Source organism: Pseudomonas sp. MPFS (genome assembly GCF_022537035.1).
Classification (GTDB): Bacteria; Pseudomonadota; Gammaproteobacteria; order Pseudomonadales; family Pseudomonadaceae; genus Aquipseudomonas; species Aquipseudomonas sessilinigenes.
This window is the reverse complement of sequence record NZ_CP066123.1, coordinates 2,805,272-2,824,519: the sequence shown is the minus strand read 5'-3', so window position 1 is coordinate 2,824,519 and position 19,248 is coordinate 2,805,272. Positions and strand designations below refer to the sequence as shown.

At 65.6% G+C, this 19,248-nt stretch carries 21 protein-coding genes, 1 pseudogene and 1 riboswitch; of the genes and pseudogenes, 14 read left to right on the top strand and 8 right to left on the bottom strand.

Annotation, left to right across the window (positions count from 1 at the left end; all coding sequences use genetic code 11):
• Positions 1–82: 82 nt before the first annotated feature.
• Together I9018_RS13345 and I9018_RS13340 are read left to right on the top strand one after the other, a co-directional pair.
• Positions 83–484 carry a hypothetical protein gene (locus I9018_RS13345; protein ID WP_068583830.1) on the top strand — a complete coding sequence of 134 codons (402 nt, stop codon included), beginning with the start codon at positions 83–85 and terminating at the stop codon, positions 482–484.
• A gap of 71 nt (positions 485–555) precedes the next feature.
• The gene (locus I9018_RS13340) at positions 556–1,110 is read left to right on the top strand and encodes a UPF0149 family protein (RefSeq protein WP_068583826.1); all 555 of its coding nucleotides are present in this window, start codon (positions 556–558) and stop codon (positions 1,108–1,110) included.
• Positions 1,111–1,155: 45 nt separating this feature from the next.
• On the opposite strand, the gene I9018_RS13335 is transcribed toward I9018_RS13340, so the two are convergent.
• The 6 genes from I9018_RS13335 to I9018_RS13310 all read right to left on the bottom strand — a co-directional run bounded on the left by I9018_RS13335 (position 1,156) and on the right by I9018_RS13310 (position 4,561).
• Complete coding sequence (locus I9018_RS13335; protein ID WP_124346625.1) at positions 1,156–1,500, bottom strand: hypothetical protein; 345 nt, start codon at positions 1,498–1,500, stop codon at positions 1,156–1,158.
• A 36-nt stretch (positions 1,501–1,536) separates the two neighbouring features.
• Positions 1,537–1,845, bottom strand: coding sequence for a hypothetical protein (locus I9018_RS13330; protein WP_241109726.1), 309 nt, complete (start codon positions 1,843–1,845; stop codon positions 1,537–1,539).
• Positions 1,846–1,855: 10 nt separating this feature from the next.
• Positions 1,856–2,335, bottom strand: coding sequence for a surface-adhesin E family protein (locus I9018_RS13325; protein ID WP_241109725.1), 480 nt, complete (start codon positions 2,333–2,335; stop codon positions 1,856–1,858).
• A complete protein-coding gene (locus tag I9018_RS13320; RefSeq protein ID WP_068583819.1) occupies positions 2,332–2,976 on the bottom strand; it encodes a hypothetical protein in 645 nt (214 codons plus the stop codon). The genes I9018_RS13325 and I9018_RS13320 overlap by 4 nt, the downstream gene beginning before the upstream one ends.
• Before the next feature lie 98 nt (positions 2,977–3,074).
• Positions 3,075–3,860 (bottom strand): PhzF family phenazine biosynthesis protein, encoded by a 786-nt coding sequence (locus I9018_RS13315; protein ID WP_241110142.1) that lies wholly within the window; start codon positions 3,858–3,860, stop codon positions 3,075–3,077.
• Positions 3,861–3,865: 5 nt separating this feature from the next.
• Positions 3,866–4,561 carry a PAS domain-containing protein gene (locus I9018_RS13310; RefSeq protein WP_124346623.1) on the bottom strand — a complete coding sequence of 232 codons (696 nt, stop codon included), beginning with the start codon at positions 4,559–4,561 and terminating at the stop codon, positions 3,866–3,868.
• Between the two features lie 194 nt (positions 4,562–4,755).
• Between I9018_RS13310 and I9018_RS13305 the strand changes: the two genes are divergently transcribed.
• The 11 genes and pseudogenes from I9018_RS13305 to I9018_RS13255 all read left to right on the top strand — a co-directional run bounded on the left by I9018_RS13305 (position 4,756) and on the right by I9018_RS13255 (position 16,162).
• Complete coding sequence (locus I9018_RS13305; RefSeq protein ID WP_053130591.1) at positions 4,756–5,448, top strand: response regulator transcription factor; 693 nt, start codon at positions 4,756–4,758, stop codon at positions 5,446–5,448.
• A complete protein-coding gene (locus I9018_RS13300) occupies positions 5,448–6,785 on the top strand; it encodes a sensor histidine kinase (RefSeq protein WP_124346621.1) in 1,338 nt (445 codons plus the stop codon). The genes I9018_RS13305 and I9018_RS13300 overlap by 1 nt, the downstream gene beginning before the upstream one ends.
• A gap of 121 nt (positions 6,786–6,906) precedes the next feature.
• Positions 6,907–9,150, top strand: a complete 2,244-nt coding sequence (locus I9018_RS13295; RefSeq protein WP_241109724.1) for a TonB-dependent siderophore receptor — start codon at positions 6,907–6,909, stop codon at positions 9,148–9,150.
• 20 nt (positions 9,151–9,170) lie between these two features.
• The gene (locus tag I9018_RS13290; RefSeq protein WP_241109723.1) at positions 9,171–10,088 is read left to right on the top strand and encodes an alpha/beta hydrolase; all 918 of its coding nucleotides are present in this window, start codon (positions 9,171–9,173) and stop codon (positions 10,086–10,088) included.
• 89 nt (positions 10,089–10,177) lie between these two features.
• Complete coding sequence (locus tag I9018_RS13285; RefSeq protein WP_241109722.1) at positions 10,178–10,795, top strand: DNA-3-methyladenine glycosylase; 618 nt, start codon at positions 10,178–10,180, stop codon at positions 10,793–10,795.
• Positions 10,792–11,067: an Ada metal-binding domain-containing protein gene (locus tag I9018_RS13280; RefSeq protein ID WP_068584000.1), complete on the top strand. Its 276-nt coding sequence runs from the start codon at positions 10,792–10,794 to the stop codon at positions 11,065–11,067. Before I9018_RS13285 ends, I9018_RS13280 begins: the two co-directional genes overlap by 4 nt.
• Positions 11,068–11,209: 142 nt before the next feature.
• Positions 11,210–12,241: an AraC family transcriptional regulator gene (locus I9018_RS13275; protein WP_241109721.1), complete on the top strand. Its 1,032-nt coding sequence runs from the start codon at positions 11,210–11,212 to the stop codon at positions 12,239–12,241.
• A 105-nt stretch (positions 12,242–12,346) separates the two neighbouring features.
• Positions 12,347–13,454 (top strand): annotated as a pseudogene (locus tag I9018_RS13270) (polyamine ABC transporter substrate-binding protein).
• A 103-nt stretch (positions 13,455–13,557) separates the two neighbouring features.
• A complete protein-coding gene (locus tag I9018_RS13265) occupies positions 13,558–15,021 on the top strand; it encodes an amidase family protein (protein WP_241109720.1) in 1,464 nt (487 codons plus the stop codon).
• Positions 15,022–15,074: 53 nt separating this feature from the next.
• Positions 15,075–15,404, top strand: a complete 330-nt coding sequence (locus I9018_RS13260) for a hypothetical protein (protein ID WP_068583988.1) — start codon at positions 15,075–15,077, stop codon at positions 15,402–15,404.
• A gap of 191 nt (positions 15,405–15,595) precedes the next feature.
• Positions 15,596–16,162, top strand: a complete 567-nt coding sequence (locus I9018_RS13255) for a GNAT family N-acetyltransferase (protein ID WP_241109719.1) — start codon at positions 15,596–15,598, stop codon at positions 16,160–16,162.
• A gap of 15 nt (positions 16,163–16,177) precedes the next feature.
• Here the strand turns inward: I9018_RS13255 and I9018_RS32730 are convergent, their stop codons facing one another.
• On the bottom strand, positions 16,178–16,411 hold the full coding sequence (locus tag I9018_RS32730; protein ID WP_277398113.1) for a zinc ribbon domain-containing protein: 234 nt from the start codon (positions 16,409–16,411) through the stop codon (positions 16,178–16,180).
• A gap of 80 nt (positions 16,412–16,491) precedes the next feature.
• Positions 16,492–17,064 carry a manganese efflux pump MntP family protein gene (locus I9018_RS13245; RefSeq protein ID WP_068583983.1) on the bottom strand — a complete coding sequence of 191 codons (573 nt, stop codon included), beginning with the start codon at positions 17,062–17,064 and terminating at the stop codon, positions 16,492–16,494.
• Between the two features lie 5 nt (positions 17,065–17,069).
• A riboswitch (yybP-ykoY riboswitch) is annotated at positions 17,070–17,240 on the bottom strand.
• Between the two features lie 178 nt (positions 17,241–17,418).
• Between I9018_RS13245 and I9018_RS13240 the strand changes: the two genes are divergently transcribed.
• Entirely contained in the window at positions 17,419–19,242 is a 1,824-nt protein-coding gene (locus tag I9018_RS13240) for a serine hydrolase domain-containing protein (RefSeq protein ID WP_241109718.1), read from the top strand.
• The last annotated feature ends 6 nt before the right edge of the window (positions 19,243–19,248 follow it).

Sequence of the window (19,248 nt, the reverse complement as noted above, 5' to 3'; positions counted from 1 at the left end):
CCCGGCACATGCCTGCCGAAGGTGGTTGCGGGACGCAGATTTTTCTCTGAAAGCCCTGGCCAGATCGCTATGATGGATCACCATGAATCCCAGCATCGCCATCCGCCAACCTTGTCCGCCTGGCGCTTGTGTCTGCGAGCGCGAGCAGTTGCTGGACACCCCCGGGGCCGACCTGCGCATCCTCAATCTCACGCGCCAGGAAGAAAAGCGCCTGGTCGAGCGCCTGGAGAACCTCAAGGACCTGGCCGACCTGGAGCACATGCAACAGCGGATGTACCAGCAACTGGGCATTCGCCTGGAGATCACTCCCAGCGACAATGAAGTGCGCAGCATGCGCGGCATCACCATCGTCCTGGCCGAGCATCCGGGGCTGTGCCGCAAGACCCGCCAGAACATTCCCGCCGCGATTCGTCGAGCCATGGAAGAGCGCCCGGAAATCGCCTATCGCCTGCTCGATTCCCAAGACCTGCTGCGCGGCACTTAAGGGGCCTAGGCGCTTGCAGCCGTGGCGCCAAGGCTTGAAAATCGCCGCTGTTTTTTCCTGGAATGCCCATCATGCAAAACACCCCTCTGAACGCCGCCGACTTCGAGGCGATCGAAGACACCCTGCTCAAGTACGGCGACGACCACTCGGTGCTCAACCCCTGCGAGCTGGACGGCTACTTCACCGCCCTGGTCTCGGGCCCGGCCCAGGTGGATATCGCCGAATGGTTCCCGGCGATCTGGGGCGGCGAGAACCCGGCCTGGGAAACCCCGCAGGAATGCCGGCAATTCATCGACCTGTGCGTGCGCCACATCAACAGCCTGGCTGAGCAACTCGAGACCGAGGCCGGGGGCTTCAAGGCCCGCTTCGAGGAAACCGAGCACCAGGGGCAGAACCTGTTGCTGGCCGAGGAATGGTGCTTCGGCTACCTGCGTGGAGTGGCGGTAGGCAACTGGCCCACCCTGCCGGCACCACAGATCGCCCTGTTGCAGACCATCATCGACTGCGCCGAACAGGACAACTTCGAACTACCGGCAGACCTAGACATCCCCCGGCACCAGCAGCAGGTGGCGAGCATCGAACCCGCCGCCCGCCAATTGCACCAGTACTGGTCGAGCCAGCGCTAACCAAGCCTCCAGCCCTTGCACTTGCAGGGGCGTGCCTGGGCAGCGTCACTGGAAGCAGCCCTCGCTGGCCTCCAGCAAGTTGAGTAGCAGTTGCTCATCGATCTGCTCGTCGTCCAGGCCAACGGGGCCGGCCTGGTCCGGGTCCGAGATGCACTCCAGCACCCGCAAGGGCAACTGGGCGGCGCCGAAGAACGCCAGGATGTCGCGCACTTCTTGCTCGCGCTGCACATGGTCGTTGTGGAACAGCCAGGCGCTGTAGAACACCCCCTGGGGCCCCTGTCCCAAGTGCTCCCGGGCGATGCGCAACGACATGCCCAGGCGCTGGTGGAGAAATTTCACCAGCGCCAGGTCGGTGCTGGGGGCCATCAAGGCGATACTGATTCTGGACATACTCTGATCCTGCAAAAAAGTCGGTGGGGCTCGACCCTAGTCCGGGCGCCAGGGCTTGATACCTTGCAGATGCCGCTCGATGTCATCCATGTCGTCCTCGCCCAGGGTCAGGTCGAAGGGCTCGGTGAGGATCCTGCGCACCTGCGCCAAACGCCCGGTGACGCGCTCGTTGTCGATGAAGTCGGTGGTTGCGCGCTGGTAGTCCGCCACGGGCTTGTCCACGTAATGGCTGCCCATGCGGTGCAACGACAGCATGATGAACTCCAGCTGCGCCAGGGCTTGCAGCGCCTGGTCTGCGGTGAGCGTGATCTTGCGGTTGTTCTCGCGTATCGGTCCTGCTGCCATCGCCCTGCCCTCAATCGCCCTGGGGGCCCTTGAACGGCGGCGCGCCCAAGCGTGCCGCATCGATGCCACAGGCCATGTTGCGCAGCTCGCCGATCACCGACTGCCGGGGAAACGCCGCCCATTGCGCGTGGGCCTCCTTGCGCATGACCTCCACGCCCTGGGCGAAGGGCTCGGAGAAATACACCCGGCCCAGTTGCGCAGATTCATCGCGCTCGCAGTTGATGATCCGCACCACCCGCGAGCTGTGGATCAGGGGTTTGGAATCGCCCGGGGCGGTGGGTTTGCTGTAGTTGTTGATCAGGTAGAACTGCCGCAGATGCGGGTTGTTCTGGTACAGGGCCAGGGAGTTGGCCGCGAAGTAAGTCGCTGACTCCGGAGTGTCCAGCACTTTGAACATGGCCTCAGGGCGCGCCGCACCAGCATCGCGGGCCTGGTCATGGGCGCAGCCCGCCAGCAGGAGCAAGCCACCCAGCCACCACAGGCGCCTCATTGCGCTGCTCCCTGGGCCATGTCTGGCCGCTCCTGGCGCAACAACGTGGCATCGACGCTGCCTTGCAACGAGCAGAGCATGCGGGTCTTGCCGCCCTCCACGCTGAGCATGAGGATCTTCTCCGCAGAGCCCGGGGCCGGGGCGATCTCGGAAACCGCTGCCGGGTTGTCCTGCCAGGGCGCCTGGGCGCTGGGCTTGATCTGCGGCCGGGAGATGAAATACTCGCCAGCCTCCTGCCAGCCGGCCTGGGGCATGGCGGCCATCACCGCTTCCCGGCTGGCATCGATCTCCAGGCCCCAGAAGTAGTAGATGCCCTCGCTGCCCAGGTCGAACACGCTGTCGTAGTAGCCGGTCAGCTTCAGGCCCTTGTCTTGCAGCGGGCGGGAGAAGGTGGCGGTGGAGGTCGCATTGTCATGCCGGTCGGGTACCGGAATCCAGGCGATGCCTTGCTGGTCGTCGTGCTTGAGGGCCACTACCCGGCCGAGCTCGGCGCGCTGCTGGTACAGGTCCTTGAAGAACGCCGGCTGGCATTGCATCAGGCTGTCGCTCAGGCTGGCCGCCAGCGAGCTACCAGCCCACAGGCTCAACACGAGTGCCAGGGGCTTGGGTGAATGGCGGGAGATGGCGCGAATCAAATCCATTGTCAGAAGCTTCCGGGTCAGGCGAAAAAATCGCGACTCTAAACCTCGCCAGCTTCCGACACAAATACTCCCGGGAGCCCAGGCTCCCGGGAACCGCCTCAGAGGAAAATGCTGCCACGCAGGTACAGCGCGCCATGGCCGCTGATGATCACCCGTCCGTTGTCCAGCACCTGGCAATGCAATTGGCCCTTGCGCGCCCCACCCTGCTGCGCCCGCAGCTGACTCTTGCCCAGGCGCTCGGCCCAATAGGGGGCCAGCGAGGTGTGGGCGGAACCGGTGACCGGGTCTTCGTTGACCCCGACGCTGGGACCGAACCAGCGGGAAACGAAATCGAATTCCCGGGACGGCGCGGTCACCGCGATGCCTCGCACGCCGAACTGGGCCAGGGCCACGAAGTCCGGCTTGAGTTCATCCAGCAGGCGCTCGTCGTCCACCACCAGCAGGTAGTCGTCGGTGCGATACAGCGCCTCGGCCCGATTCAAGCCCAGGGCTTGCAACAAGGCTGCGGGGATCTCCACCGCTTCGGGCTGCTTGGCCGGGAAGTCCATGGACAGCAAGCCACCCTCGCGGCTGACCCGCAACTCGCCACTGCGGGTGAAAAAGCGCAGCACATCGCGCTGTTCGCCCAATTGCTCGAACAGCACCCAGGCCGCTGCCAGGGTGGCATGGCCGCACAGGTCGACCTCTACCGTCGGAGTGAACCAGCGCAGCTCGAATCCCTCGTCCTTGGGCACGAAGTAGGCGGTTTCGGACAGGTTGTTCTCCTCGGCGATGCGTTGCAGCACCACGTCCGGCAGCCAGGCCTGCAGCGGGCAGATCGCCGCCGGGTTGCCGCCGAAGACACTGGAGGTAAAGGCATCCACTTGAAAGATATCGATCTGCATCGCGGTCATTCCTCAGCGCCTTGGGCGCGGATCTGGTCCAGGTAGTTGTAGATGGTGTAGCGAGTCACGCCGAGGGCCGCAGCGGCCTTCTCGATCCCGCCCTTGACGATGAACAGGCCGCGCTCCTGCATCTGGCGCACGGCTTCGAGCTTGTGCTGCTTGGTCAACCGCGCCCCGGGCTCCGGACAGGCCGCCTGGATGATCTGGGCCAGCAGTTGCTCCATGTCCTGGGGCTCATCGCCCCGTGGCTCCGGCGCACTGCCCAGGCCCAGCATCTGCCCCAGGCAGGCATGGGCCGCGGCGATCCCGCTCAGGTCGCTGTTGCTGCACAGGCTGGCGAACGGTTGCCCGCCGCTGTCGCGAAAGACCACGGTGGAGCTGCGCAGCTCGCGGCCATCGGGCGCCAAGGTCGGGTAGTTCTCCAGCACCAGCGGAGTGCTGCCGGAGCGGTCGTGCAAGGCCCGCAGCACCGCGGCGAAGCCCAGGTCCTGGCGCGGTCCGCCCAGCACCGGGCCACCGACCCGGCGCCCGGTGACATGGCCGTTGGCGATAGCGATGATCGAGCGCTCGGGCTGGTCAAGATCATGCAGGACGATCTCCACATGGGGCCCCACCACACCAGCCAGCATCTGCAAGGTACTGCGCAGCACCTGCAGGACCAGTTGGCGCTCGGCCAGGACGGCGGAAGAAGGCTGGTTCATGGACACTCCGGCAAAAATCTTCGGCGAAAAATATCAACGCAATGTTGAATATTCAACTTTTTGTTTACCCGACCTCGATCAGCCCTGGCCATCATGGCAATTGCATCGCCAGGGGCATTGCTGCAATATTCGCGGATGTTAAACGTTCTCATTTAAGCCTTTTCTCCAGCCGCTTGCGCAAAGTACCCCACCCCATGACCCCCAACCTGCTTCTCGTGGAAGACGACGCCCGGCTGCGCCAGGACCTGGACCGGCATTTCCGCCAGCGCGGCTTCGCCGTCAGCGCCTGCATCGATGGCCGCGAAGGACTGGCGACGCTGCGCGCCGGGCACTTCGACCTGGTACTGCTGGACATCATGCTGCCCGGCCTCGATGGCCTGGCCCTGCTCGATACCCTGCGCCACGAACAAGGCATCCCGGTGATGCTGATGTCGGCCCTGGGCGCCGAGCAGGACCGCATCACCGGGTTCACCCGGGGCGCCGACGACTACCTGCCCAAGCCCTTCAGCCTGGCCGAGCTGGATGCCCGGGTCGATGCGCTGCTGCGGCGCATGGCCCGGGTCCAGCCGCCCCCCAGCCAACGCCAGGACCCTTTGCTCGCCTTCGACGACCAGGCCCAGGACGTGCTCAGCCAAGGCCGCGCCGCCGGCCTCACCGGCTCCGAATACCGCCTGCTGGTGACCCTGCGCGAGCATCCCGGGCAGACCCTGAGCAAACCCTTCCTCTACCAGCAGGTGCTGCACCGCATCTACACCCGCCTGGATCGCGGCCTGGACGTGCACGTCTGCAACCTGCGGCGCAAGCTGGCCGAAATTGGCGTACAGCACTTGCAGATCCAGGCCGTGCGCGGTGCCGGCTACATCCTGGTACAAGCGGACCGCTGCTGATGCGCCGCCACCCCCTGTTGTGGAAGCTGGCGCTGTTGCAGATCGGCTTCTGCCTGCTGCTGACCTGGATCATCTGGACCTGGGGCCTGTCGGCCGAACGCAGCACTTACTTTCTTGACCCGGCCGACCGCCAGTACCTGGCCAGCTATGCACAACAGGCCGAAAGCGCCTGGCGACAGGACGGCGCGGCCGGGGTCGATGCCTTCCAGCGCCAGCTGGCGGCCCGGGAACACACCTGGGTCGCGGTGATCGGCGAGCGCCTGCAAAGCCTCGGCAGTACGCCCTTGAGCGCCGAGGAGGCCAGCCACCTGACCTTCATGCGCAAGCTGGACTGGCCCATGAGCCGGCGCCTGCAGGACGAGTTGCCCTATGTCAGCATCCAGTTCCCGGAGCATCCCGAACAGGGCCGGCTGGTGCTGCAACTGCCCGAACGCCTGCTGCCCAGCGGCCTCACGCCCTGGACCCATGTGCTCAGCCACGGGGTGGTGCCGACCTTGCTGGCCGCCCTGCTCGGCTTGTTGCTCTACCGTCATCTGGTGCTGCCGTTGAACCGCCTGCGCGACCGCGCCGATGCCCTGCGTGCCGACGACCTGGAGAGCCCGGGCCCGGGTATGCCCCTGGCCCGGCGCAGCGACGAACTCGGCGAACTGGCCCTGGCCTTCGAACACATGGCCGAGCGCCTGCGACAGAGCCTGGCCCAGCAACGCCTGCTGCTGCGGACCTTGTCCCATGAGCTGCGCACGCCCCTGGCCCGCCTGCGCATCGCCCATGACAGCCGGCTACCGCCGGAGCAACTGCGCCAGCGCCTGGACCGCGAGATCCTCGACATGCAGCGCCTGCTGGAGGACACCCTGGACCTGGCCTGGCTCGACACCGAACGCCCGCAACTGTCCACCGAGCCGGTACAGGTGTTGTCGATCTGGGAGGCCCTGCGCGAAGACGCCTGTTTCGAGAGCGGCTGGAACCTGGAACGCCTGCCCTGCCTGCTGGACGCCGATTGCCGGGTCCAGGTGCACCTGGACAGCATTGCCCAGGCCCTGGAGAACCTGTTGCGCAACGCCATCCGTTACTCCCCCGAGGGCGGCCGGGTCAGCCTGCGCGGCTGGCGCGAGGGCAGTCACTGGCACCTGTGCCTGGAGGATGAGGGCCCGGGGGTCGCCGAACAGGACCTGCAGCGGATCTTCCAACCCTACCAGCGCCTGGGCTCGGCCCAGGGCGAGGGTTTCGGCCTGGGCCTGGCCATCGCCCAGCGCGCCGTGGAGCTTCACCAGGGGCGGATCTGGGCCAGCAACGGCCATCCGGGATTGTGCATGCACTTGCTGTTGCCGGCCGCCTGAAGTCAGGCGCTGCCACCCCGTTACCGCCGAAGTGTTTAGAAAGTTAATGCGCTTTACTCGCAAATAGCATTCATTATCATTCGTGATCTTCCTGTTCCAGCTTCCGTCCCGGAGATCACCGATGTCCATGCGCTCGATGCGTCCTTTCGCGCCCTTCCTGCTGTCCAGCTGCTGCCTGCTCAGCCATGCCGTCCAGGCGGCCAATGCCGAGGTGCCGCAGCCGGTCCTGGAACTCCAGCCCCAGAGCATCGTCGCCACCGCCAAGGAAGAAACCAAGCAGGCCCCGGGGGTCTCGGTGATCACCGCCGAGGACATCCAGAAGCGCCCGCCGGCCAACGACCTGTCGCAGATCATCCGCACCATGCCCGGGGTCAACCTCACCGGTAACTCCACCAGCGGCCAGCGCGGCAACAACCGGCAGATCGACATCCGTGGCATGGGCCCGGAGAACACCCTGATCCTGGTGGACGGCAAGCCGGTGGGCAGCCGCAACTCGGTGCGCTATGGCTGGCGCGGCGAGCGCGATACCCGGGGCGACACTAACTGGGTGCCGGCCGACCAGGTGGAGCGCATCGAGGTGATCCGTGGCCCGGCCGCCGCCCGCTACGGCAACGGCGCCGCCGGTGGGGTGATCAACATCATCACCAAGCAGGCCGGCAGCCAGACCCACGGCAATGCCACGCTCTACAGCTCGTTCCCCGCCCACAAGGACGAAGGCGCGACCCAGCGCATGAGCTTCGGCCTCAACGGCCCCCTGACCGACACACTCAGCTACCGGGTCTACGGCAACGTCGCCCGCACCGACTCCGACGACGCCGACATCAACGCCGGCCATGAGTCGCTGCGCACCGGCAAGCAGGCCGGCACCCTGCCCGCCGGCCGCGAAGGCGTGCGCAACAAGGACCTCAACGGCCTCTTGAGCTGGCAGCTGACCCCGGACCAGAGCCTGGACTTCGAAGCCGGTTTCAGCCGCCAGGGCAACATCTATACCGGCGACACCCAGAACACCAACAGCAACAAGAACGTGAAGAGCCTCCTGGGCCACGAGACCAACCGCACCTACCGCCAGACGTACTCGCTGACCCACCGCGGCGAGTGGGACTTCGGCAGCTCCATGGCCTACCTGCAATACGAGAAGACCCGCAACAGCCGGATCAACGAAGGCCTGGCCGGCGGCACCGAAGGCATCTTCAGCGACGCCAACTTCTACACCTCGGTGCTGCGCGACCTGAGCGCCCATGGCGAACTCAACCTGCCGCTGCACGCAGGCTTCGAGCAGACCCTGACCCTGGGCAGCGAGTGGTCGCAGCAAAAGCTCGACGACCCCAGCTCCAACACCCAGGACACCAAGGAGGCCGGCGCCATTCCCGGCCTGACCTCGAACAACCGCAGCAGCCAGATCAGCGCGCAGATCTTCTCGCTGTTCGCCGAGGACAACATCGAGCTGGCGCCCGGCACCATGCTCACCCCCGGCTTGCGCTTCGATCACCACAGCATCGTCGGCGACAACTGGAGCCCGTCGCTGAACCTGTCCCATGCCTTAAGCGACAGCCTGACCCTCAAGGCCGGTATCGCCCGGGCCTACAAGGCGCCGAACCTGTACCAGCTCAACCCCGACTACCTGCTCTACAGCCGTGGCCAGGGCTGCTACGGCCAGACCACCAGCTGCTACCTGCGGGGCAACGACAAGCTGGGGGCACAAACCAGCGTCAACAAGGAACTGGGCCTGGAATACAAGGCCGACGGCTGGGTGGCCGGCCTGACCTACTTCCGCAACGACTACAAGAACAAGGTCGAGTCGGGCCTGGCGCCCACCGGCCGGGCCAGCGGTGGCAGTTCGGCGCTGTACAAGAACGCCGCGGTGTATGAGTGGGAAAACGTGCCCAAGGCCGTGGTCGAAGGCCTGGAAGGCACCCTGACCGTGCCCCTGGCCAGTCAGCTGACCTGGAACAACAACTTCACCTACATGCTGCAATCGAAGAACAAGGAGACCGGCGACTACCTCTCGGTGACCCCGCGCTTCACCCTCAACTCGATGCTCGATTGGCAAGCCACCCAGGACCTGTCGCTGCAGATGAACGTGGCCTGGTACGGCAAGCAGACGCCGAAGAAATTCGACTACCACGGCGACCGGGTCACCGGCAGCGCCACCCAGCAACTGGCCCCCTACGCCATTGCCGGCATCAGCGGCACCTACGCCCTGACCCGCAACCTGAGCCTGACCGCCGGGGTCGACAACCTGTTCGACAAGCGCCTGTACCGCGAAGGCAATGCCCAGGGCGTGGTGGACATCGCCGGGGCCGGCGCCGCCAACTACAACGAACCGGGCCGCACCCTGTACACCAGCCTGAGCGCGTCGTTCTAAGCCCCTAACGAGAAAGCCTGATGAGAACCACGACCTTGCGCCTGGCCCTGGGCTGGGCGCTGGCCGCCGCCAGTGGCCTGGCGACGGCCCAACCGGCTCCCGAGCAGCGGATGGACAGCAGCCTGCTGCAACGCCAGGACCTGCCCTATCGCTTCAGCAGCCTGCAACTGGATTCCGCCGACGGCCAGCGCCACTACCAGCTATGGATCGGCCAACCGCTCAAGGCCGCCCCCGAGCACGGCTACCCGGTGCTGTGGATGCTCGATGGCAACGCCGCCATCGGCGCCCTCGATGCGCAGCAGCTCAAGCAACTGGACCCACCCCCACTGCTGGTGGCAGTGGGTTACCAGACCCCGCTACGCATCGAGCGCACGGCCAGGACCTACGACTACACCCCGTACCAACCCGGCCGCCAGGAGCAGCAGGACCCCTTGACCGGCCAACCCAGCGGTGGCGGCGAAGCGTTCCTGCAACTGTTGCGCGAGCGCCTGCGCCCAGCGGTGGCCGCCCGGGTAGCGATCGACCCTGCGCAGCAGACCTTGTGGGGGCACTCCTATGGTGGCCTGCTGGTGCTGCAGGCATTGTTCCAGCGTCCCGGGGAGTTTCGTCACTACGCCGCCGCCAGCCCCTCATTGTGGTGGGGCGATGGGCTGATCCTCGACCAGGCCCGGGGGCTGGCTGAGCGCATGCAGGGGCATCGGGCACAGCTGCTGCTGATGCGCGGTGATGCCGAGCCGGGAGACCCACGCCAGGCCCCGGCTTCGTACCCAGCCCCGGGGGCCGACCTGCGGGCCCGGCAGTTACGCGAGCAACTGGCGCCGGTTCCCGGCCTGGCCCTGGACTTCCATACCTTCGAGACGCTCGGCCATGGCCAGACCCTGGCCGCGTCCCTGCACTATGTGCTGGAGCGCCTGTACCTGCCCCCGGACCAGCCTTGAACCACGAATTCCAGCGCAAGGGACCGGGTGCCAGGACCGCCGCCAGCGGCTAACCTGCCAGGCATCCCGACCCTTGCCCCGGATCACAGATGCCCGCCAGCCCCGATTTCGCCAGCACCTTCCTCGCCGCCCTGGATGCCGACTGGGCCCGGCATATCGCCGCCATCGGCCCCTGCCTGCACCAGCCCCGGCCGGAACGCGAGCCCTACCAGGCGCTGGTGCGCGCGGTGGCCTACCAGCAATTGCATGCCAAGGCCGGCGACGCGATCCTCGCCCGGCTGCGGGCGCTGTTTCCCGGCCAGGACTTCCCCAGCCCCAGGCAGCTCTGCGCAAGCAGCACTGAACAGCTGCGCGGCTGCGGTTTTTCCGCGCGCAAGGCGGCCACCCTGCACGGCATCGCCCAGGCCACCCTGGACGGCCTGGTGCCGTCGGCGGACGCCGCACGGGAGCTGGACGACCAACACCTGATCGAACGGCTGACGCAACTGCCCGGGATCGGGCGCTGGACCGTGGAGATGCTGTTGATCTACAGCCTGGAGCGCGCAGATGTGCTGCCGGTGGACGACTTCGGCGTGCGCGAGGGTTACCGGCGCCTCAAGGGCCTGGAACACCAGCCCAGCCCGCGCCAGATGCGTGAACTGGGCCAGGCCTGGAGCCCCTGGCGCACCACCGCCGCCTGGTACCTGTGGCGGGTGCCAGCGCCATGAGCGACCCGGCAGTGCGGCACTGGACCCTGCTGGACCGCCACGGCCAGCCCTGGTCCAGCCCCTGCCCCGGGACCCTGGGCGGTCATCGGCGCAGCCGCATCTATGGCCGCCTGGACTGCCCCTGCGCCCTGGCCGCCATCGCCCGTGGCGGCTACGTGCGCCACCGGGTGTTCTTCCTCGACGAGGCCACGGCGCTCGCCGCCGGCTACCGGCCTTGCGCCCGCTGCCTGCCCAGGCTCTATAAGGCCTGGCGCCACTCCGTGAATCGCTGAACCGGCAGGCACCTGCCAGGCTCTGGCAGCGATCCGGAGGAGAACTTGCCGGTATCTGTCGTGGAACGTCGCACCGTCGATTGAACCGCCGGCGCGTAACCCCTAAAGTCACGCCTTTCCGATTCCTGCTTCGAGATTGCCGATGGCTGCCCTTCGCCTGACCACCCTGCACACCACCCAAGCAGTACTGGACGCCTTTCGCGACAGCGACGTCCCGACCCAGGTGTTGCTCGAAGGTAGCGGCATCCAGCTGGCGGACCTGGAACTGCCCAACAGCCTGATCAATATCAGCCAGGAAATGCGCGTATTCAGCAATGCCGTGGCCTTTCGCCAGGACCTGGGACTGGTGCTTGGACGCAACCTGCACATCAGCGCCTACGGCATGTTCGGCCTGACCCTGCTGACCAGCGCCACCCTGCGCGAGGGCTGGTCCCTGGCGCTGCGCTACCCGCTGTTGCTGGGCACCTTCTTCCACCTCGACCTGGAACTGCGCGATGGCCTGGCCTGGCTCACCGCCGACCAGTACAGCGAGAGCGAGCTGGAAGTGTTCAACACCGATTTCTGCATGTCGTCCTACCGGGTCACCTGCCAGGACTTGCTGGGCTGTTCGCTGCCACTGCGCGAGGTGCACCTCAAGCACGGGCCGCAGCCCTACCTGGACAGCTACGAGCAAGCCTTCAATTGCCCGGTGCAGTTCAATGCCGGGCGCAACGCCATCGGTTTCGACCCGGAGTGGCTGGACCGGCGCCTGCCCCTGGCGGACCTGGTGACCCAGAACGACATGCTGCAACGCTGCATCCGCCTGAACGAGGAGCTCAGCGCCCGCCCGACCTGGATCGACCAGGTGCGGCGCATCCTCAACGAACAGCTGCACGCCGTGCCGGACTTCGACAGCCTGGCGCGCCAGGTGCACTGCTCCCCCAGCACCCTGCGCCGGCGCCTGCGGGCGCAGGACACCAGCTACCAGCAATTGCTGGACGAGCTGCGCTATACCCGGGCCCGCCAGTTGCTGGAACAGCACAGCCTGCCGGTGTATCGCATCGCCGAAGCCCTGGGGTTCAAGGAGACCGCGAGTTTCCGCCATGCCTTCCTGCGCTGGAGCGGTGTCGCTCCAGGACGGTTCCGGCAACTGGCCGGTCAGCTCGGTCCACTTTCGGACCGTTCGCAAGAATGACGTCAAATATCCCCTATTGACCGTTACCAACATTCTCTGAGCAACGCTTCCGGCGAAAAATGACGTCCGGAACGTTTCGCTTTCTTCAAGACATGGAGTCGTCGCATGAAATCGCTGCATACCGCCCTCACCAGCCTGGCCCTGAGCCTGGTCCTGACCTGCTCTTCCAGCGCGATGGCCGCCCCTGAACGGACGGTGAACATCTTCAACTGGTCGGAATACATCGCCCCCAACACCATCAAGGATTTCCAGGCCAGCAGCGGGATCAAGGTCAAGTACGACATCTTCGAAAGCAATGAAGTGCTGGAAGCCAAGCTGTTCACCGGCAACAGTGGCTACGACGTGGTGGTGCCCTCCAGCGGTTTCGTCAGCAAGCAAATCAACGCCGGTGCCTTCCAGCCCCTGGACCGCAGCCAGCTGCCGAACTGGAAGAACCTCGACCCGGCCGTCATGAAGTTGCTGGAGCAGAACGACCCCGGCAACCGCTACGTGATCCCCTACATGTGGGGCACCAACCTGATCGGCTACAACCGCGACAAGGTCCAGGAACTGCTGGGCAGCGACGCTGCCGGTCAACAGCTGGGACCTGGTGTTCAAGGAAGAGAACCTGAAGAAGCTCAGCCAATGCGGCGTGACCTTCCTCGACTCGCCCGCCGAGATGCTGCCCCTGGCCCTGCACTACCTGGGCCTGGACTCCAACAGCCAGAACCCCGAGGACTATCGCAAGGCCGAGGCCCTGTTGCTCAAGCTGCGCCCCTATGTGCGCTACTTCCACAGCGCCAAGTGGATGGGTGATATCGCCAACGGCAATATCTGCGTGGCGGTCGGCTACTCCGGCGGTTTCCTGCAGGCGGCCAACCGTGCCAACGAAGCCAAGAACGGCGTGCACATCGAGATGCGCATTCCCAAGGAAGGCACCCTGGCCTGGATCGATACCGTGGCCATCCCTACCGGCGCCAAGCATGTGGACACGGCCCACGCATTTCTCAACTACCTGATGGAACCGCAAGTCATCGCCTCCATCAGCAATTTCGTCGGCTACCCCAACGGCGTCACGGATTCCAAGGCGTTCATCCAGCAATCGCTGCTGGACAACCCTGACCTGTTTCCCAACGCCCAGACCATGACCCGCCTGTTCCCCCTGGCGCCGCTGCCGGCCAAGGCCGAACGCACCCGGACCCGGACCTGGATCAAGGTCACCAGCGGACGCTGAACCCTTTACCCCGAACACCTTGCGCGCTGGTGCACAACCGGCCCGCAAGCTTTCGCCGCCGACGTGCCCAGCGCAGCCGGCGCCCTTGAAAGAAGAGTTGTCCATGTCGTCAGTCACGCCTAGCCACCCGCCCCTGCACCAGCTGTCGATCGAGGCCTTGCTGCACGGTTTCGCCACCTTGCAGTTCACCCCGGTGGACCTGTTGCGCGACCTGCTGGCCCGCATCGAGCAGCATGAGCCACGGCTCAACGCACTGTGCGCGCGCCAGGATGCGGCGGCGTTGCTGGCCGCCCAGGCCAGTGCCGAGCGCTGGGCCGCCGGGCAACCCATGGGCCGCCTGGACGGCATCGCGGTGCTGGTCAAGGACAACCATGACATCCAGGGTTGGCAGACCCGCAACGGTTCCAGGGCGCTGGCCAATCGCCCGCCCCTGGAGCGCGACTGCGCCCTGGTGGCGCGCCTGCGCGAAGCCGGGGCGATCTTCATCGCCAAGACCACCTTGCCGGAACTGGCTTGTACGCCCCTGACCGACAGCCCCCTGACCGGAGTCACCCGCAATCCGTGGAACCTCGCCCTGCATGCCGCGGGCAGCAGCGGTGGCAGTACCGCTGGGGTGGCGGCCGGTTATGCCCCGGCCGCCACGGCCAACGACGCGGCCGGCTCGATCCGCACCCCGGCGAGCTTCTGCGGGGTGATCGGCCTCAAGCCCAGCCACGGCCTGGTTTCGACCAGCCCGGCCATCGATCCAGGCGGTTTGTCGGCCGAAGGCCCGGTTGCCCGCCATGTGCGCGATATCGCCTTGCTGCTGGAGCACATGAGCGCCTATGAGCCCAGCGAGCCCTTTGCCTGGCCCCATGCCCCCCTGGGCTTCCTGGAACGGATCGAGGATGGCGTCCAGGGTTTGCGCATCGCCTTCAGCACCGACCTGGGTTATGCCGCCTATGTCGACCCGCAGATCGCCGCCGCCTGCCTGGCCGCGGCGCGGTGCCTGGAAGAGGCTGGCGCGACGCTGGTGCTGGCCTCGCCGGACATCGGCAATCCGGCGCCCGGCTTCGTGCGTTCCTGGCCCGTGGAGGCGGCCAGCGCGGTGGACCTGGAGATACCCGGGGAGCAACAGCACCTGATGAGCGACTTTCTCCAGCAGACCCAATTGCGGGCCCGCCAGCTCAATGCCCTGGACTACGCCAATGCCGTGCAGGAACGGCATCAGGTTGCGCAGCAGTTGCATGACTTCCTCTGCGACTACGACCTGCTGCTGACCCCGACCGCGGTGGTCGAGCCATTCGCCGTGGAACTGCAGAGCCCGCCCGACTGGCCGCAGCAAGCCAGCAGCATGTGGCAGCCGACCACGTTCCCATTCAACTACAGCCGCCAGCCGGCGCTGAGCATGCCCTGCGGCCTGAGCGCAGCGGGCCTGCCCATCGGTTTGCAGATCGTCGCCCGCTTCGGCCGCGACGACCTGGTACTACGGGCCGCACGGGCCCTGGAAAAACGCCAGTCCATGGAACTGTTCGCCCATCCCCCTGGGCTGTTGGACGCCACAGACACCCTCGGCACTGGCCAGTAACCCGTACAGCACAACCCGCCGCCCAACGGCAGCGACGGACAAGGAGGTGGACCATGGATTCTTCTAGCAGTTGGTACCAAGACACCCAATTCGAGCATGACATCTACGTGATGATCATCCGCGAGCCCAGCTCGCCAAGCCTCGACCCGCACCAGTCCGGCGCCAGCTACAGCTATGTCGGGCGCCTCACCGGCCAGGGCCAGCACCCATGTTTTTCCCTGCATTTTGCCTGCCCGCCCTATGGCAACGACTACCTCAGCACCGACGCCGCCCTGCAGGCCGGGATGGCCCACGGCCGGGCGCTGATCGAACACTGGCGCACCCGTGGCCGCAAGCCGCTGGCGCAGAACGCCGAAGTCGCCCTGGCCAGCTACAGCAACTGAGGTCCCGGCCCGGACCTTGGGTACGGGCCCAATGCCTCGGTCCTGGCTGGAACATGACCGGTGATCAGCCCTTGCCATGCACCGTTGCGAATATTGATGCCGGTCAAGCACTCCAATCGCCACACAGGTGAACCTGAGGGCAATCAGGGCTGTGGTTGCAGCCCGTTCCTTGCCTCCCAGGAGACTTGACCATGCCCAGCAGCGCTCTCGATATGCTCCCTCATCCGCCGTTCCCGGCGCAGCAAGGCCAGTACTGGATCGACGCCTTGAGCGACGGCAGCCATGTATTGATTCGCCCGTTGCGGCCCCAGGATCGCCAGCGGGAGAAGGCCTTCATCGAAAACCTCTCCCCCGTCACCCGGCACCAGCGCTTCCTGGGCGAGGTCAAGGAAGTGGGCGACCAATTGCTCGATCAGTTGATGGACGTCGGCACGCCACAGCGGGTGGCCTACGTGGCGCTGGTCCACGACAACGGCGAGTTGCGCGAAGTCGGCATCAGTCGCTATGCCCAGGTGGACGACCAGCCCTGGCGCTGCGAGTTCGCCGTGACCATCGCCGATCAATGGCAGGGCAAGGGCCTGGGTGGCCTGCTGATGCAGCACCTGGTCGACGAGGCCCGCCACAATGGCTTCCAGCAGATGTACTCGGTCGATTCGGCCACCAACTATGGCATGCGCCGGCTGGCCAAGCTCCTGGGCATGCGCAGCGCCATCGATCCTGACGACGCCACCCAGGTGATCCACAGCCTGGAGCTGTAGCCCCCGCGCCGCGCCTCAGCCCGAGGCGCGGCCACACTGTCCGCAGAACCGCGCGCCAGCCTGCATCGGCGCACCACATTGCCCACACCCTGCTGCACCCAGCGATGCCGCGCATTGCTGGCAAAAGCGTGCGCCCGGCGCATTCATCGCGCGGCATTGCCCACACGCATTGCCAGCCCCGACCTGGGACGAACCGGAACCATGATGGCCACTGCGGGAACCGCCATGCCCAGAACCGTGGTGCCCCATCAGCAAACGTTTGAAAAAGCTCATCTCGATCACTCCGTATTGAGGTGATCGCCAGTAAAAACCCTATAGCTACTAAAGGGTCAAGCCATGGCCGACAAGTGTTCATAGAGAATGGCGCAACCGACGATGATCAGTACCAGGCCGCCCAATGCCTCGGCACGCTGCCCCATGACCGTGCCGATGGCGCGGCCGAGCATGACGCCCAGGGTGACCATGGTCATGGTGGCCAGGCCAATGGCGCTGGCGGCGATCCAGATATTGACGTTGACGAAAGCCAGCCCGACGCCCACGGCCAGCGCATCGATGCTGGTGGCGAACCCGGTGACCGCCAACAACCAGAAGCCATGCTCGCGTGGCTTGTCCGGCTCGGCCTCAGCCTCCAGGCGCAGGCCGTTGTAGATCATGTGCAGGCCCAGCAGCACCAGCAGGCCGAAGGCGATCCAGTGATCCCAGGCGGCAGCCCATTGGGCCGCTGCCTGGCCGATAAACCAGCCCACCACGGGGGTGATGGCCTCGATGACACCGAATATCAGGCCAATGCGCAGGGCTTCGAGCAGGCGGGGCTTGAACATGGCCGAACCTTTGCCGACCGCGGCAGCGAAGGCATCGGTGGACATGGCGAAGGCCAGGAAAATGATCGAGGCAGGATTCATCTTGAGTCTTCCGGTCGGGCTTGAGTCCACGACATGCCCACGCGCCCGACTTCAGCGCAAGCCTGTCGATGGTCTCACCAACCGAAACGGTGCCCGTACCACGGCAGGTTGCCGAGAGTGTTGATACGGGCTCCACCGCGACAAGCGGTGGCAGGTTACTCCCCAAAGAAGGCCGCAGCTTAACTGGGCCCTTGTGAAAATTTCATGGCTGCCCGGACTTCCCAGCGCCAACCACGCTTCGAGTTAAGAAGCGGTTTAACACTCTTTGACAGTTTCCTGACAAAGCTGCCAAAGACTGGCCACCAGCCCCTCCCTAGCATTCACCCATCCAATTTGCGCTCGGGTGCTTGCTACATGTCCCCCAAACTTCTCGGCCTGCCAGTGCTGGGCATTCTGCTGGGTAGCCTGGGTTGCAATGGTCAGCCGCCATCGCCGCCGTCCGTTGCACCCGGTGACTACGCCAGCATCATTCGCTATTTGAAACAGCACATTCCACGGGAGATGGCCGAGCATCAGGTCCCCGGGCTCTCCATTGCCCTGGTGGACGGCCAGGAGCTGATCTGGGCCCGGGGCTTTGGTCTTGCCGACAAGAATCGTGGCCTGCAGGTCACGGAAAACACGGCGTTTCGCGCAGGAGCGCTATCGCAGTTGCTGACCGCCACGGCGGTGATGCAACTGGTGGAGCAAGGCCGCCTGCAACTGGACTCGCCCCTGCAGGCCACACTCAAGGAGTTCTACGTTCGCTCGCGCTTTCATGACGATCAGAACGCCGCCGACCAGGCAGTGACCCTGCGACGCCTGCTCAGCCACCAGGCCGGGATGCCCGCCGAATACCTGCGGGACCTGCGCACACCGCATATCCTCGGTGAGTTGCCGCAGAAGGTCAGCGGGGTCTGGCTGAACAACCAGCCCGGAACGCGAACGGCCTACTCCAATCTCGGTTACGCCCTGCTGGGAGCGGCCATCGAACGTAGCAGCGGCGTGGATTTCGAACAGCAGTTGCAGACCAGGCTGCTGCGCCCCCTGGGCATGAGCCAGTCGAGCTTCCTCGGTGACAGTAGCCACCTGCCCTATCGCACCCGGGGCTATGAGGACGGCGCGGTCAGTGTCAATGCGCCAGTGCGCGACGTTCCCGCCGGTGGCTTGTGGACCAGTCCACGGGACCTGAGCCGTTTCGTACGGATGCTTTTCGCCCAGGGTCGATACCAGCATCGCCAGCTGCTGTCGGCGGACTCCGTCAATGAAATGGTGCGGGTACAGAACACCGGCAACGTCATGGATTTCGACTGTCAGGTCGGCTTGGGCTGGTTTCTCTCGCCCTGTGGCGACGAGTGGGTGCGCCCGGGTATCCGTACCTGGCAACACAGCGGCAGCGGCAACAACTTCCATGCCCAGATCAGTGTGCTGCCGGAGCAGCAACTGGCAGTCATCGTCATGAGTAACTCCGGCACCGGCGAAGCCCTGGCCCAACCCTTGGTACCGCAGATCCTGCGGATGCTGTTGCAGGCCCATGGGGAGCCCGGCGAACAAGGTGCACAGGTCAACCAGCCCGCCCGGCAACTGGCGGCGCGGCGCCGGGTACCCGAGGCGGCGGACCGCCAGCAACTGGCCGGGTTCTACGCCACCGCCTACGGCGTGTTGCGCATCAGGGACCAGGGCCAACGCTTGTTCGGCGAGGTGGGCGGCATTCGTTTCGAGCTGCTGCGTGATGAACACGGCTGGCTACGGGCACAGAAGAAACTCCTGGGTTTCTGGCTCCAGGACCTGGGCGACCTGGGTCGGGTGCAACTGGATGTCGTCAGCGTCCAGGGACACCGGGTGTTCACCGCCAAGAGCCATGGCCAGTTGCTGGCCGTGGGGGAGCGCATCGACCCGGTGCCCCTGCCCGATAACTGGCTGGCCACGGTCGGCACCTACACAGCGCTCAACGACGACGAAGCCAACACCCCCATGAGCGGCGTCGACATCGCTCTGGAGGACGGTTTCCTGATGATTCGCAGCCTGCAGCAGGGACGCACCCTGACTGACTACATCCTGGCCCCGGTAGACAACGCCCATGCGGTGATTGCCGGCCATGGACCCGGCCTGGGCGACACCGTGCGACGCCAGATCAATGGGGTCAATGTCCTGGGCTACTCGTTCAAACGTACCTATAACTCCAACCACCTGAGGTTCTAAACCGAT

Bases quoted from the DNA above. Each gene is read 5' to 3' on its own strand.
- I9018_RS13315 (WP_241110142.1), bottom strand. From the start codon at position 3,860: ATGCAGATCGATATCTTTCAAGTGGATGCCTTTACCTCCAGTGTCTTC.
- I9018_RS13300 (WP_124346621.1), top strand. From the start codon at position 5,448: ATGCGCCGCCACCCCCTGTTGTGGAAGCTGGCGCTGTTGCAGATCGGC.
- I9018_RS13320 (WP_068583819.1), bottom strand. From the start codon at position 2,976: ATGGATTTGATTCGCGCCATCTCCCGCCATTCACCCAAGCCCCTGGCA.
- I9018_RS13340 (WP_068583826.1), top strand. From the start codon at position 556: ATGCAAAACACCCCTCTGAACGCCGCCGACTTCGAGGCGATCGAAGAC.
- I9018_RS13265 (WP_241109720.1), top strand. From the start codon at position 13,558: ATGTCGTCAGTCACGCCTAGCCACCCGCCCCTGCACCAGCTGTCGATC.
- I9018_RS13290 (WP_241109723.1), top strand. From the start codon at position 9,171: ATGAGAACCACGACCTTGCGCCTGGCCCTGGGCTGGGCGCTGGCCGCC.
- I9018_RS13240 (WP_241109718.1), top strand. From the start codon at position 17,419: ATGTCCCCCAAACTTCTCGGCCTGCCAGTGCTGGGCATTCTGCTGGGT.
- I9018_RS13285 (WP_241109722.1), top strand. From the start codon at position 10,178: ATGCCCGCCAGCCCCGATTTCGCCAGCACCTTCCTCGCCGCCCTGGAT.
- I9018_RS13245 (WP_068583983.1), bottom strand. From the start codon at position 17,064: ATGAATCCTGCCTCGATCATTTTCCTGGCCTTCGCCATGTCCACCGAT.
- I9018_RS13275 (WP_241109721.1), top strand. From the start codon at position 11,210: ATGGCTGCCCTTCGCCTGACCACCCTGCACACCACCCAAGCAGTACTG.
- I9018_RS13335 (WP_124346625.1), bottom strand. From the start codon at position 1,500: ATGTCCAGAATCAGTATCGCCTTGATGGCCCCCAGCACCGACCTGGCG.
- I9018_RS13305 (WP_053130591.1), top strand. From the start codon at position 4,756: ATGACCCCCAACCTGCTTCTCGTGGAAGACGACGCCCGGCTGCGCCAG.
- I9018_RS32730 (WP_277398113.1), bottom strand. From the start codon at position 16,411: ATGGGGCACCACGGTTCTGGGCATGGCGGTTCCCGCAGTGGCCATCAT.
- I9018_RS13330 (WP_241109726.1), bottom strand. From the start codon at position 1,845: ATGGCAGCAGGACCGATACGCGAGAACAACCGCAAGATCACGCTCACC.
- I9018_RS13280 (WP_068584000.1), top strand. From the start codon at position 10,792: ATGAGCGACCCGGCAGTGCGGCACTGGACCCTGCTGGACCGCCACGGC.
- I9018_RS13295 (WP_241109724.1), top strand. From the start codon at position 6,907: ATGTCCATGCGCTCGATGCGTCCTTTCGCGCCCTTCCTGCTGTCCAGC.
- I9018_RS13310 (WP_124346623.1), bottom strand. From the start codon at position 4,561: ATGAACCAGCCTTCTTCCGCCGTCCTGGCCGAGCGCCAACTGGTCCTG.
- I9018_RS13345 (WP_068583830.1), top strand. From the start codon at position 83: ATGAATCCCAGCATCGCCATCCGCCAACCTTGTCCGCCTGGCGCTTGT.
- I9018_RS13260 (WP_068583988.1), top strand. From the start codon at position 15,075: ATGGATTCTTCTAGCAGTTGGTACCAAGACACCCAATTCGAGCATGAC.
- I9018_RS13325 (WP_241109725.1), bottom strand. From the start codon at position 2,335: ATGAGGCGCCTGTGGTGGCTGGGTGGCTTGCTCCTGCTGGCGGGCTGC.
- I9018_RS13255 (WP_241109719.1), top strand. From the start codon at position 15,596: ATGCCCAGCAGCGCTCTCGATATGCTCCCTCATCCGCCGTTCCCGGCG.